The organism is Undibacterium sp. SXout20W, from assembly GCF_049340285.1.
In the GTDB taxonomy this organism is placed as follows: domain Bacteria; phylum Pseudomonadota; class Gammaproteobacteria; order Burkholderiales; family Burkholderiaceae_D; genus Undibacterium.
Genome location: NZ_JBMPPH010000001.1, coordinates 226024 through 239726, shown reverse-complemented (window position 1 = coordinate 239726; position 13703 = coordinate 226024). Strand labels below are relative to the sequence as shown.

The following is a 13703-nucleotide window of genomic DNA, read 5'->3' as shown; positions in this document are numbered from 1 at the left end:
TATAACGTTGTACTTCGGGCGATCATGCCGGGAGTGGCCCGGCGGCCACTTACTTTTCTTTGCTACGCCAAAGTAAAGTAAGCAAAAGAAAGGCGACGCTGAGACGTTGCCCTGCGGGTGCCGTCACTGCGTGTCGGCACAATTTGTGCGTCACGTAAAACGGGAAAGTGTCGAAACTCGCTGCGCTCAGACAACGACACTTTCTGATCCGTTTTCCGTGAAGCGCAAATTGCTTTGTCTAAAGCGGGTAAGATCTACATCAACATCAAAGTCTACTTCTGCGTCCACCGTTAGTGCTTAGCGTGGAGGCTACCTCTCAAGTCTTCGTTTCTTGTTGATTTATAGTGTTGTACTTCGGGCGACCAAGCCGGGAGTGGCCCGGCGGCCACTTACTTTTCTTTGCTACGCCAAAGTAAAGTAAGCAAAAGAAAGGCGACGCTGAGACTTTGCCCAGCGGGTGCCGTCACTGCGTGTCGGCACAATTTGTGCGTCACGTAAAACGGGAAAGTGTCGAAACTCGCTGCGCTCAGACAACGACACTTTCTGATCCGTTTTCCGTGAAGCACAAATTGCTTTGTCTAAAGCGGTGAAATGCAAAAGCGATATTGCAACGACTCCAGCACGGGCAGGTGCGATCCGTCAAATGCGCGCGAACCTAAGTCCAGCGCGGGTTGCGCCCGCCCTATAAAAATTTTTACATGCCGCCCCATGCGGCATTAATCATGGCGACTGCTGCCAATCCCGCTGTTTCTGTTCGCAAAATCCTTGGTCCCATGGAAAGTGACAATACGCCGTGGCGGCTAGCGAGTAATTCTTCATTATCGCTGAGGCCGCCTTCAGGGCCAATGAGCAGGGCTACGGCTTGCGGTGGGTGGTGTTTAGCCCAATCTGCCAACGATTGATCAGCGCGTGGTGAGAGCATAATCCGCTGATGCATGTCTTGTTGTGCGAGCCATTTGCTCAAATCTAATGGTGCTGCCAAATGAGTGAGGCGGTTGCGGCCGCATTGTTCGGCGGCGGCGCTGATGATGCCGCGCCAGTGGTCTAATTTCTTTTCTGCACGTTCTGCGGATAAACGAACGACGCAGCGTTGTGATGCCAGGGGTTGAATGGCTGTAACGCCAAGTTCTACCGCTTTTTCGACAATCCACTCCATTTTACTGCCTTCCGGCAAGGCTTGTGCCAGGCTTAAGGAGTAGGGTAATTCCAGTTCATCGGGTAAAAACAGCTTCAATTCGGCGCTTGCCCGTTTTTTTTCAATTTCGGTCAGGCTGGCAATAAAGCTGCCGCCTTCACCATTGAACACTTGTACCGTGTCGCCAATTTGCAAGCGCAAGACAAAAACGTGATGGGCCACCTCAGGCGGTAAGCTGATTGTGGTACCGAGGGTGAGTGCTTGATTGCAATAGAAGCGAGGCATGATTATTTTTGAAAAAAGTAAGAGTTACGGAGTGAATTATATAGGTCGCCTTGCTGATACGGCGGTTTTCAACGTATAACTATGCTTGATTCCAGCCAAATTCCCAGCCAAATTAGGTGTATTTATTTAACCTATTTTTCTCGACCAGCGAGGTCAGTGATGCCAATCCGCTGCTTAGAATTTGGATATCTGTATTAAGTGACCTTGTGCTCTGGTAAAATATCCGACTTTGCAGGGTCTGAACTTGATTTTTCCTCAAGGCAATATTAACGGGTTCAGACCATGACTGACCAGCTTCTCAAACTTTCTTCTAACGCCATGATTTCAACTATACAGCCAGCAACTCTTTCTAAAATGGCAAATGCGATTCGCGCTTTGTCTATGGACGCAGTACAAAAAGCCAATTCCGGTCATCCGGGAGCGCCTATGGGCATGGCTGATATTGCTGTTGCATTGTGGAAAGGCCACTATCGCCACAATCCATCCAATCCAAAATGGATTAATCGCGATCGTTTTGTGTTGTCGAATGGTCATGGTTCGATGTTGCATTACTCTTTATTGCATTTGACAGGCTACGATCTGTCGATGGATGAAATTCGCAATTTCCGCCAATTGCACTCCAAAACGGCGGGTCACCCAGAAGTTCACGTGACACCAGGCGTGGAAACAACCACTGGTCCACTGGGACAAGGTATCACTAATGCGGTGGGTATGGCTTTGGCAGAAAAACTGCTGGCGGCTGAATTCAACCAGGATGGATTGAATATCGTTGATCACAACACCTATGTGTTCATGGGTGATGGTTGCCTGATGGAAGGTATTTCCCATGAAGCCTGCTCTTTGGCAGGTACTTTGCAACTGAATAAACTGATTGCTTTCTGGGATGACAATGGTATCTCTATCGACGGTCACGTAGAAGGCTGGTTCACTGACGATACACCAAAACGTTTTGAGGCCTACGGCTGGAACGTGATCCGTGCAGTAGATGGTCATAATGCCGTTGCCGTTGATGCCGCCATTGCCGCCGCTAAAACATCGGATAAACCAACCCTGATTTGCTGCAAAACAGTGATTGGTAAAGGTTCACCGAACATGGAAGGCACTCATAACGTCCACGGCGCCGCCTTGGGTGACAAAGAAGTTGCCGCTGTACGTGCTCATATCGGTTGGGACTACGCGCCATTTGAAATGCCAGCAGACGTCTACGCAGCATGGGATGCCAAAGCCTCAGGCGCACAAGCTGAAGGTGACTGGAATGCACAATTTGCAGCCTACACCGCACAATTTCCACAAAAAGCGGCTGAACTGAGCCGTCGTATGAACGGCGACTTGCCTGCTAATTTTGATGACGTGGTGGCAAGCGCCATCGCATCCTGCGTAGAGAAAAAAGAAAACATCGCAACACGTAAAGCCAGCCAAAACGCGATTCAGGCATTTGCACCATCGTTGCCAGAATTCCTCGGCGGCTCTGCTGATTTGACTGGTTCTAATCTGACCAACTGGAAAGAATGCGTTGCCGTACGCGGAAACCAGGCTGGTAACCACATCAACTACGGTGTGCGTGAATTTGGTATGAGCGCGATGATGAATGGTATCGCTTTGCACGGCGGCTACATCCCTTTCGGCGCAACGTTCCTGACCTTCTCTGATTACAGCCGCAATGCGATCCGCATGGCTGCGTTGATGAAAATTCGCACGCTGTTCGTGTTCACGCATGACTCTATTGGTCTGGGTGAAGATGGTCCTACGCATCAATCTGTTGAGCATATCTCCAGCATGCGTCTGATCCCTAACTTGGATAACTGGCGTCCATGTGACACTGTTGAATCAGCGGCGGCATGGGCGCATGCAGTGAAACGCAATGACGGTCCATCCACATTGATTTTCTCGCGTCAGAATTTGCCTTATCAAGAGCGTAACGCGCAGCAAATCGCTGACATCCAACGTGGTGGCTATGTGTTGCAAGACGCCGCTGATGCAAAAGCAGTGTTGATCGCCACTGGTTCCGAAATCGAATTGGCAGTGAAATCCGCAGCAGCGCTGGCTGAGCAAGGTATCGCAGTACGCGTTGTTTCTATGCCATCGACAGACGTATTCGACCGTCAGGATGCCGCATACAAAGCGGCGGTGTTGGGCAAAGGCTTGCCGCGTATTGCAATCGAAGCTGGTGTGACTGACTTCTGGTACAAATATGTTGGTCTGGAAGGCGCGGTGGTTGGTATCGATACTTTCGGTGAATCCGCACCTGCTGGCGTTTTGTTTAAGCTTTTCGGCTTCACAGTAGACAACGTTGTCGCTAAAGTTAAAGCAACACTGGCTTAAGCAAGATGACGGAAATGATGAGCAGTATCAAAGAAGTCAGTCTGCGTCGTGCTACTGTAGCGGACGCAGAAGCCATCGCAGCGGTACGTGTTGAAGCCTGGCAAACCACGTATCGCGACATGATTCCGGATACTTATCTGGATCAAATGCGCGTCGAAGACAGCTTCTTGCATTGGAAACAAATTCTGCAAGCTTTGCCTGTCGCGGGTGACCGCGTTTGTGTCTACGTTGCGGAAAGCGAAGGGCACATCATCGGCTTCGCTTCCGGTATGTTGTTGCCAGAAGCGAAGTTCGGTATGCAAGCAGAGTTGACGGCAATTTATTTACGCCCCGCCTGGCAACGTTCCGGCATAGGTCGTCGTATGGTGCAAAAGGTGGCGCGCACTTTGCAGGCGCAAGGTGCTGAGAGCTTATTGGTATGGGTAATTTCTGGTAATGCAATTGCCAGAAATTTCTATGAAGAGTTGGGCGGCGTTTTGTTGCATGAACAAGCGTTCAGTTGGGATGGCATGGATCTGAAAGAAGTTGGCTACGGCTGGCGAGATTTATCTATTTTGATGGCTGCTGTGAATGCAATGCCAACTTCGTCTGCCGTGCATTAAACATTGATTGATTACTAAAACGCTGAAATAGCTGTTTTATGGCAACGTTTCTAGTGAGTACTAACAGTCTAACAGTCTAACAGTTTATTTTGTTGTTTATTTATTGTTGTATAGTCCTTTGGAGATAAAACTATGACGATTCGCGTCGCAATTAACGGCTATGGCCGTATCGGTCGCAACATCCTTCGCGCGCACTACGAAGGTGGCAAATTCAAAAACGAAATTCAAATTGTTGCTATCAACGATCTCGGCAATGCTGAATCCAACGCGCACCTGACACGCTACGACACAGCGCACGGCAAGTTCCCTGGCACAGTTAGTGTTGAAGGCGACACAATGATCGTCAATGGCGACAAAATCAAAGTGTTTGCAGAGCGTAACCCAGCGAATATTCCTTGGGGCGAATTGAACGTTGACGTTGTTCTGGAATGCACAGGCTTCTTCACAACCAAAGAAAAAGCATCTGCTCATTTGGCTGGCGGCGCTAAGAAAGTCATCATCTCCGCTCCAGGCGGTAAAGATGTCGACGCAACAGTCGTGTACGGTGTGAACCACGGTGTTCTGAAATCCACAGATACAGTGATTTCTAACGCTTCTTGCACAACAAACTGCTTAGCACCATTGGCAAAACCATTGAACGACGCGATCGGTATCGAAAGCGGTTTGATGACAACGATCCACGCATATACAAACGATCAGGTTTTGACTGATGTGATGCATGAAGACTTGCGTCGTGCACGTTCTGCGACAATGAGCATGATCCCAACTAAAACAGGTGCCGCGGCAGCAGTTGGCCTGGTATTGCCAGAATTGAACGGCAAACTGGATGGTTACGCAATGCGCGTTCCAACCATCAACGTTTCTGTGGTTGATCTGACGTTCATCGCTAAACGCGACACAACCGTTGAAGAGATCAACAAAGTCCTGAAAGAAGCATCCGAAGGCGCGTTGAAAGGTATTCTGGATTACAACACAGCACCGTTGGTGTCCGTTGACTTCAACCACAACCCAGCTTCTTCTACTTACGACGAAACATTGACTAAAGTAAATGGTCGTCTGGTGAAAGTTTCCAGCTGGTACGACAACGAATGGGGCTTCTCCAACCGTATGTTGGACACAACTGTTGCATTGATGAACGCAAAATAATTCTGTTTCTTTCAGAGTTTGAAAAATACCCCGAACTTTCGGGGTATTTTTTTGTCCAAAAAGAGATTAAACGGTCAAAAATTTAATTTTGGCTTCAATTTTGGCTTTAATTCTGCATTTACAGGTGCATTTACAGTTGCATGAGACAGAGGAGTAGCGACAATGAATATTAAAAAAATGATTGCTGAAAATAAAGGTTTTTTGGTTTTCATGATGGGGATGGTATTGGTCAGGAGCGCTGTTGCTGATTATTATTCAGTTCCATCCAGTTCAATGTACCCAACCTTGCTAGAAGGCGATCGTGTCATATGTGATCGCATTGCTTACGACCTCAAAGTCCCGTTTACTGATGTTGTCGTTAAACACTTGAATGATCCACAGCGCGGTGACGTTGTGACCTTTACCTCGCCAGAAGATGGAGTGCGACTGGTGAAGCGGCTGGTGGCTGTGCCGGGGGATGTTGTTGAAATGCGAAATGAGCATCTGTATATCAATGGACAGTCGGCAAATTACGAACCAATCTCTGCGCCAAGCACCGATCACCTGACGCCACAACGTGAATTTTCAGGTGAACAATTGGTATTTAAAGAGCGTTTAGGCAGCCTCGATCACAATATTATCGTGATGCCAGAGCGCTCCGCGATGCGGACATTTGCGCCAGTGACGGTGCCAGAAGGTCACTATATGATGCTGGGCGACAATCGCGATAACAGTAAGGATTCGCGCTACATCGGCTTGGTAAAACGTGAGTTAATCACGGGTCAGGTCAAGCACTTGATGTTTTCACTCAATGGCGATCATTATTATTTGCCAAGGATGGAACGTTTTGGCGCGAAAGTGTGACGCAAACTTTTCTCTGGTGCGTGTAAGAACTTGAAATTAAATGGCCTGGCTTGATACCCTGGTCGATGGCGCCGATTGTATGGCAGCGTCCAGCGATACCTTTCGGTGTAAAAAGGATGTGGTACGGATAGGCGAAGACAAAGCCTCTGTATCGCAGAAGTGTTGGGAACCATGAAGCTGAGATCGTTTTTGCAAACCCGTAGAACAGGCTTTAAAGGCTGCTAACTCAGCACCAGCGCAGTGTGAAAGCAGTGCACGACCGCTCGTGCGCTGCTTAACTATAATTTCAGTTCATCAGTTCTTTATACGCGTTCTTATGGCGTGTAGCCAAGGGCAATAGAAATTTGTAATGCAGTCTCGGTCAAATTGGCGCGCCAATCTTCTTGCAAGCGATCTGCGGGCGCAGAAATCGATAAGCCCGCAATCATTTTCCCGCTATCGTCTCGTATTCCTGCTGCCATGCAGCGTACGCCGAGTTCCAGCTCTTCATTATCTCGGGCAAAGCCACTAGCACGGACTTCTGCCAGTTCTTTTTCTAGCTTAGCCAAGTCGGTGATTGAATTTTTATTATGACCAGCCAGCCCGGTGCGGGTTGCATAGGCACGAATTGCTTTCGGCTCATCCAGCGACAAAAACAATTTTCCGGTTGAGGTCAGGTGCAGTGGCGCGCGTCCGCCAATCGCTCGTACCACTTGCATTCCGGAACGTTCTGAGTAAGCGCGATCAATATAGACGATCTCATCACCCTGGCGCACCGATAAATTGATGGTCTGGCTGGTTTGACGATGTAATGCGCGCATAAAGTCGAGTGCAGCTTCTCGCACATTTAAGCGGCTTTTGACGATATTTCCCAACTCCAGCAAACGCATTCCCAATTGGTAATAGCCGGTTTCAGCACGGTCAACAAAGCGGGTGGTTACGAGGTCGTTTAATATCCTGTGGGCAGTAGATGGGTGCAGTCCCGTCACGATTGCGAGTTCCTTCAGGCTCACTGGATCTTGATAGCGCGAGAGCGCATCAAGCAGAGAAACCATGCGTTCTATCACCTGAATAGAAGTTTTATCTGTAGCTGGAGCGTCGATTTTCATATTACCTGTGGTGCAATGCAATACAAATGTTATACCACAATGTGAAAAGTTAGTCATTGATTCGTGTTATAAATTGCAAATCAATTAGACAATCACACAACAATTATGTCAAAAATAATGCAATTTTGAAAATTTTTAAGAAATATTCTGCTTATTTTTATCGTAATTAGATGCGGTGCAATATGTCATGGGTAGCACATTTAACTGATTTCATTGCGTTTTCTGCAAATTTTATCTTAATCCACCTGTTGGCAAACAAATTAGCACAATAAACCCGACTAGCTAGCCAGCTTTGTCATGTAAAATTCCGCGGCAACATAAGCTCGCTGTATCCTCAGGAAGTAGGTTTATTGACCTGTATTGAAGCGAATGCCGACACGTTAAACGTGGTGAATGATTCTGTCGCGCCAGATAGAAGCCTCAAGTTTTAAGGATGAACCATGCCAGCCAAAGAGCAAGCAATTAGTGAATTTAAAAGTAAGAGCGGTCTGAAACGTATTTTTTCCGCATTTTTTTATTCTATTGATGGGTTTAAGTCTGCCTGGAAAAATGAACATGCATTCAGGCAGGAATTGGTACTCGTTATCATCGGTATATTGACGGCATTGGTTTTGCCCGTGTCGGCTTTTGAAAAATTAATGATGATCGCCGTTCTGCTGCTGATCCTTGTTGTGGAGCTGCTGAATTCTGCCATCGAGGCAGTCGTAGACAGGGTTTCCTTAGAACGTCACATCTTATCCAAAAATGCGAAAGATTTTGGCAGTGCAGCAGTCTTGCTGACATTAATAATCGCGGTTGCCACGTGGTCGGTCATTTTATTAAACCGCTTTTATTATTGAATCTTAATTACTGATATTTTACTGATATTTATGACGGCAAGAATTAGTGCAACAAAGAATGCGGCGTTAGAATCCGCGCTGGCAAATGCCATCAACAACAAGACCAAGCCTTTAGGTAGTCTCGGAAGACTGGAACAATTGGCGATGCAGATCGGTTTGATACAACAAACCGTAACACCGGTTTTGCAAACGCCGGCAATAATGGTATTTGCAGGTGACCATGGCGTGGTTGCTGAGGGTATTTCTGCTTTTCCGCAAGATGTTACGTGGCAGATGGTCGAGAATTTTTTGGCTGGTGGTGCGGCAATCAACGTATTTGCACGGCAAAATGGGATCGCGCTGCAGATCGTTGATGCAGGCGTTAATCATGCATTTGGACCGCGCGAAGGGCTTCATGATTGCAAAATCGCCTCTGGCACCCGTAATTTTGCCAAAGAGCCTGCGATGACGTTGGCGCAGTGTCAGTCTGCGCTACAACGTGGACGCGATTTGGTGGCTGCGTTGTCTGGCAATGTCCTCGGTTTTGGTGAAATGGGAATTGGAAATACGACGGCAGCAGCGGCGTTGATGCACAAGTTAGCTGACGTACCTGTGGCGGCTTGTGTTGGTGCTGGGACGGGCTTAAATACCGCAGGAATTCTGCATAAACAAGCAGTCATCGAAGCGGCGGTCGCCTTCCATTCACAGATGCACCAACCATACGATGTCTTGGCTTGTTTTGGTGGCTTTGAAATCGCCATGATGGTTGGCGCAATGCTGGCGGCAGCCGAGCGTAGAATGGTGTTGCTGATCGATGGTTTTATTGTGACGAGTGCATTGCTGGTGGCGGCCAGAATTGAGCCGGCAGTATTGGACTATTGCGTGTTTTCACACCAATCTGATGAAAGTGGCCACGCACGTATGCTCAGTGCTCTTGGGGTGAAACCCGTGTTGCAGATGGATTTGCGTTTAGGTGAGGGCACTGGTGCAGCGTTAGTCTATCCGCTCGTGCAAGCCGCTGTGAACTTTCTGAACCAGATGGCAACGTTTGGCTCCGCGCAAGTTAGTGAAAAAACTGGAGACTAAGTCAAATGGCTATGTCAAATTCATGATCGTTCAGCTACGCCAATACTGTCTGCATCAGCTGCGATTGTTTTTTATCGCGCTGCAGTTCTTTACCCGCATACCAATTCCGCAATGGGTAGGATTTGATGCCAACTGGTTGCATCAGGCGTCCCGCTATTTTCCGGTGGTGGGGTGGGTTGTTGGCGGGGTGGTGAGTGGTGTCTATGTGGCGGCGTCGCAATGGTGGCCAAACGCAGTTGCTTTGGTGATGTCGATGGCCGCAGGTATCTGGGTGACTGGCGCATTTCATGAGGATGGTTTTGCTGACGTGTGTGATGGTTTCGGAGGTGGTGTGACGCCAGAACGTGTGCTGACCATCATGAAAGATTCGCGCATTGGAGCTTATGGCGCTATTGGTATTTGCCTCATGTTATTGTTTAAATTTGTGCTGCTTGTGAGCTTGCCGATGGTCTTGGTTGTTCCGGCAATGCTGCTGGCACATGCATTGTCGCGGCTCTTATCTTGCAGCTTGATTTGGTTGCTTACTTACGTCAAAGAAGATGGTAAAGCGAAACCGCTTGCGCAGCATATGAGTTCCAATGATTTCGGCGTTGCTTGTCTGAGCGTCGTTGTACCATTAGGCGCCATTTTATTGTGGCAACCAGTGATTTTGGAGCGTCTGTTGCCCGCATTGATTCTCATGTCGTTGGCAGCATTTTGGTTTGCGCGTTTATTTGTGAAGCGCATCGGCGGCTATACCGGTGATTGTTTGGGCGCTGTACAGCAATTAACTGAAGTGGTCTTTTATCTCGGCCTGCTGGCACATGTGCCTTCCTGAGGATGAAGCTGTATTTGATTCGCCACACAGCACCTGTGATTGGCACCAGCATTTGCTACGGTCAGAGTGAAATCGCGGTGAGGGATCAGGACGTAGGCCTCTTAGCGGCGCATCTCCAAGGTCGATGGCCTGATTCTGTTCCCGTCTATAGCAGTCCCTTATCCCGTTGTTTGAAACTCGCACAGAAGCTGCATCCTCACCCCATCGTTGATGATCGTCTGATGGAATTAAATTTTGGTGATTGGGAAATGCAGGCCTGGGACCATATCCCGCGTTCGGAAATCGATTCTTGGGCGGCGGATGTCGTCAATTACGCTCCTGGTGGCAACGAGACTTTATTACAAATGGCGGCGCGTGTATTAGCCTTTGTTTCAGATTTGCAAAAAAATGCGCATGAACAATCGGTGCTCGTCTGCCATGCTGGCGTCATTAAAATCTTATTGGCCTTGCAGCCAGGAAATACTTCTGTCGACTTAGCGCAACGAGTTGCACAATTGGCGCAAAAAATTGAATTTGCTTCTTGCACTGAAATAAAAATCCTGTTGTAGTACTAATATTGTTTTTTTGTATATATTCGTCAACATCTGCGCTTCTTTGATCGGTGTTGTAAAATTCCCGCCAGATGAGTTTAACGCGTATTTTTATCGTAAATGTCGTACCTGACGACAGGTGTAAGGTCAATGATAGAGTTAAGAAGAGCACCACGAATCAACGTGACATGGCGCGCTGGCGTCAAGCTCAAGGATGGGCGTCTATTATTGTGTAAGGCCATTAATATCTCTAAAACCGGCTTGTTACTTGAATGTTCGCAAGCCTTATCCCCGGGTAAGATCTACCCCTTGCTTATAGAAGTTCCGTCACTGGTAGCGCGTTCAGAATTGGTACGTGTGAGTTGTCAATGTGAGGTTAAACACGTCGTGTTGAGTGGTGATAATTATCGGGTTGGCGTGGCATTAGCCGGCCTGCCGGGTTCGGATGCCGAGTTGATCAGTGCCTGGGTATCGATGGCAAATCAAAGAGCCACTGTTGTGTAAATAATGGTTTAAGCCCGGTAAATAAATTGATTTAGCCGCATTCAACGCTACTGGAAAAAACGCTTTCCTGTTTATTTTTGCGTATTTCTGCTTATTTCTGCTTACTAAGCGCACTACTATTCAAGCCACGAGGCGCGACGACGTCCTGCTGAACGGCGCTTCAATGCCATAACTCTTCTTGCCGCTTGCGCCTTCGACCTATAGAATGACGGGGTTTTGGTGCTCGCAGACATGTCCATGTCTGCGGTTAAACGGGAAACATGATGTACTTTATGCATGAGTTCGAGGGGTGGCTAAGTTGTTTTGGCGCCCGCGAATAGCTGTAGTAAGTTGCAAAAATGTGCTGCCCCCGCAACGGTGTACAAATTGCTAAATCTAGTGTTTAGCCAGCTATCTTGCAATACCACTGTGCTTGTTTGCATGGGAAGGTCAGATGGTGATATTTGTCAGCCCGGATACCGGCCAGAATACGTGAAGTAATACGAACGGGGATTTTCGTTGTTGGCTTATGTCTGAAGCTTGATATCTTGCGACTTTTTGATCGCTATCAGTTTCAGTTATCGGGTTCGACGTTCTCTGCCTTGTAATTGCTTTGTTCTGAGTGACCTACGGGGACGTTGGTTGCTTGACCATTTTAATTTCTTATCATGAATTTTGTATTAAAACCTCTCGCCATTACGATGGCTTTGGCTGCTGCTTTTCCGTCCGCAGTATTCGCTCAATCGATAACAGACAGTAGTGCACAAAACGTTGTTGTTACAGCTGGACGCCAAGTTCAGCTGGCAAAAGACGTCTTGGCCGACAATGTCATTATTACTTCAGAACAAATTGCAAAAGCTGGTTCCGAATCCTTAGTTGATTTATTGCAACAACAACGTGGGATTGAAATCTCCCGTAACGGTGGTGCGGGTACCACGTCTTCTGTGTTAATGCGTGGTGGCAGTAATGCGCAAAATGTGGTCTTGATTGACGGTGTACGCTACAGTTCTTCAACAGTTGGCGGTGCCAGCTGGGAAACTATCCCACTGAGCCAGATCGATCACATCGAAATTGTTTATGGCCCTCTATCGAGTTTATATGGCGCCGATGCAATGGGTGGTGTGATTCAGATTTTCACCAAAAAAGGCAATGGCCCTGCAGCAATGACCGCATCCTTTGGCGCTGGTAGTTATGGCTTGCGGAAAATGCAGGCGGGTGTTGCGGGTTCGTCTGGCAATGAATTTAATTATGCTTTGAACGTCGGTCATGAAAACAATATCGGTTTTTCTGCGACTAATCCGAATGCTGGAATATATAGCTATAACCCGGACCATGACGGCTATAAGCTCGATAGTGCTAGCGGTAGTTTTAACTGGCAACTCGCACCAGGCTATGAAGCCGGTGTGAAATTCATGCAAAGCCGCCTGAATGCCCAGTTCGATGCAGGTTCAGCCTATGATGATCACACAATCGAACAGTTACAAACGATCGCCGCGTATGGCAAAGTAAAAATCAGCGATATCTGGACAACTAACCTGCAAGTTGCTCAATCGAATACGCTTGGTTATACCGATGCGTCGTATGGGCAAAGTCAGATTGATACCCATCAGAATCTGTTCAGCTTACAAAATGATATTCGCCTCGGCAAAGACGTACTGCAGGTGATTGCTGAAAGCCGTCAGGAAAAAGTCAGGGGTTCAACTGCCGCCTTGAATCAGAATCGGACGACCAATTCAGTCGCCGCATCCTACCTATGGAAGCAAGATGCTCATCTCGCGAGTGTCAGCGTTCGTAATGATAATAGCTCCGTGTACGGCTCAACTACGACGGGTAGCCTGGCGTATGGCTATCGTCTGACTGCAGATTGGCGTGTGAATGCCAGTTACGGTTCGAGTTTCCGCGCGCCGACATTTAATGAACTTTACTATCCAGGTTATGGCATCACTGCCAACCAGCCTGAAAAGGCAAAAAATGCGGAAGTCGGTATTTACTATGAGCAAGGTAGTAGCCAATTGAGCGCGGTTTATTATCAGAATAAAGCGACAAATTTGTTAGTGAGCACGAATGTATGCCCGGTCCAGCAGGCCACCCATCCATATGGTTGCGCCTACAACGTTGATAAAGCCACTATGTCAGGCGTGACCTTGGGTGCGAATACCCATTTGGGTGATCTGGCATTACGAGGTTCTTTGGATTTTCAAAATCCGGTTGATGATACGACTGGCAAACGTTTGGCACGTCGCGCTAAGCAACACGCCAGTTTTGCTGCGGAATATACTTTGGCGCAAGCAAAGTTCGGCCTGGAAACGCAGTTCTCGGGCAATCGTTTTGATAATGTCGCCAACACTCGCACATTGAGTGGTTATGGTTTGATGAATTTGTATAGCACATATTCTTTGAGCAAAGACTTGTCTGCGGTAGCCCGTTGGAATAACGTGTTAAACAAAGACTATGCATTGGCGTATGGTTACAATACGCCGGCGTCGAATGTGTATGTAGGCTTTAATTACGGTTTCAAATAATAAAGGACATGCGAAAAATCGCTCTA

Annotated in this window: 13 protein-coding genes and 1 riboswitch; of the genes, 11 read left to right on the top strand and 2 right to left on the bottom strand. The window is 47.7% G+C overall.

The window, feature by feature from the left end; all coding sequences use genetic code 11:
• Window positions 1–694: 694 nt before the first annotated feature.
• The gene (locus ACO0K1_RS01195; protein WP_423021992.1) at window positions 695–1420 is read right to left on the bottom strand and encodes a 16S rRNA (uracil(1498)-N(3))-methyltransferase; all 726 of its coding nucleotides are present in this window, start codon (window positions 1418–1420) and stop codon (window positions 695–697) included.
• Between the two features lie 282 nt (window positions 1421–1702).
• Between ACO0K1_RS01195 and tkt the strand changes: the two genes are divergently transcribed.
• From tkt to ACO0K1_RS01170, 5 genes are all read left to right on the top strand, one after another.
• Window positions 1703–3742: a transketolase gene (gene tkt / locus ACO0K1_RS01190; RefSeq protein ID WP_423021991.1), complete on the top strand. Its 2040-nt coding sequence runs from the start codon at window positions 1703–1705 to the stop codon at window positions 3740–3742.
• Between the two features lie 14 nt (window positions 3743–3756).
• Entirely contained in the window at window positions 3757–4344 is a 588-nt protein-coding gene (locus ACO0K1_RS01185; protein ID WP_423021990.1) for a GNAT family N-acetyltransferase, read from the top strand.
• A gap of 132 nt (window positions 4345–4476) precedes the next feature.
• Window positions 4477–5490: a type I glyceraldehyde-3-phosphate dehydrogenase gene (gap, locus tag ACO0K1_RS01180; RefSeq protein WP_423021989.1), complete on the top strand. Its 1014-nt coding sequence runs from the start codon at window positions 4477–4479 to the stop codon at window positions 5488–5490.
• A gap of 162 nt (window positions 5491–5652) precedes the next feature.
• Window positions 5653–6333 carry a signal peptidase I gene (gene lepB, locus ACO0K1_RS01175; protein ID WP_423021988.1) on the top strand — a complete coding sequence of 227 codons (681 nt, stop codon included), beginning with the start codon at window positions 5653–5655 and terminating at the stop codon, window positions 6331–6333.
• 40 nt (window positions 6334–6373) lie between these two features.
• Complete coding sequence (locus tag ACO0K1_RS01170) at window positions 6374–6508, top strand: DUF2845 domain-containing protein (protein ID WP_423021987.1); 135 nt, start codon at window positions 6374–6376, stop codon at window positions 6506–6508.
• A gap of 139 nt (window positions 6509–6647) precedes the next feature.
• Here ACO0K1_RS01170 and ACO0K1_RS01165 read toward each other — a convergent pair whose 3' ends face one another.
• Window positions 6648–7421 carry an IclR family transcriptional regulator gene (locus ACO0K1_RS01165; protein WP_423021986.1) on the bottom strand — a complete coding sequence of 258 codons (774 nt, stop codon included), beginning with the start codon at window positions 7419–7421 and terminating at the stop codon, window positions 6648–6650.
• A gap of 440 nt (window positions 7422–7861) precedes the next feature.
• Between ACO0K1_RS01165 and ACO0K1_RS01160 the strand changes: the two genes are divergently transcribed.
• From ACO0K1_RS01160 to ACO0K1_RS01135, 6 genes are all read left to right on the top strand, one after another.
• The gene (locus ACO0K1_RS01160; protein WP_423021985.1) at window positions 7862–8260 is read left to right on the top strand and encodes a diacylglycerol kinase; all 399 of its coding nucleotides are present in this window, start codon (window positions 7862–7864) and stop codon (window positions 8258–8260) included.
• 30 nt (window positions 8261–8290) lie between these two features.
• Window positions 8291–9325, top strand: a complete 1035-nt coding sequence (cobT, locus tag ACO0K1_RS01155) for a nicotinate-nucleotide--dimethylbenzimidazole phosphoribosyltransferase (protein ID WP_423021984.1) — start codon at window positions 8291–8293, stop codon at window positions 9323–9325.
• On the top strand, window positions 9306–10142 hold the full coding sequence (locus tag ACO0K1_RS01150) for an adenosylcobinamide-GDP ribazoletransferase (RefSeq protein ID WP_423021983.1): 837 nt from the start codon (window positions 9306–9308) through the stop codon (window positions 10140–10142). The genes cobT and ACO0K1_RS01150 overlap by 20 nt, the downstream gene beginning before the upstream one ends.
• A gap of 2 nt (window positions 10143–10144) precedes the next feature.
• Window positions 10145–10690 carry a histidine phosphatase family protein gene (locus ACO0K1_RS01145; protein ID WP_423021982.1) on the top strand — a complete coding sequence of 182 codons (546 nt, stop codon included), beginning with the start codon at window positions 10145–10147 and terminating at the stop codon, window positions 10688–10690.
• Window positions 10691–10822: 132 nt separating this feature from the next.
• A complete protein-coding gene (locus ACO0K1_RS01140) occupies window positions 10823–11176 on the top strand; it encodes a PilZ domain-containing protein (RefSeq protein ID WP_423021981.1) in 354 nt (117 codons plus the stop codon).
• 200 nt (window positions 11177–11376) lie between these two features.
• Window positions 11377–11657, top strand: a riboswitch (cobalamin riboswitch).
• Between the two features lie 166 nt (window positions 11658–11823).
• On the top strand, window positions 11824–13677 hold the full coding sequence (locus ACO0K1_RS01135; RefSeq protein WP_423021980.1) for a TonB-dependent receptor domain-containing protein: 1854 nt from the start codon (window positions 11824–11826) through the stop codon (window positions 13675–13677).
• Window positions 13678–13703 lie beyond the last annotated feature (26 nt).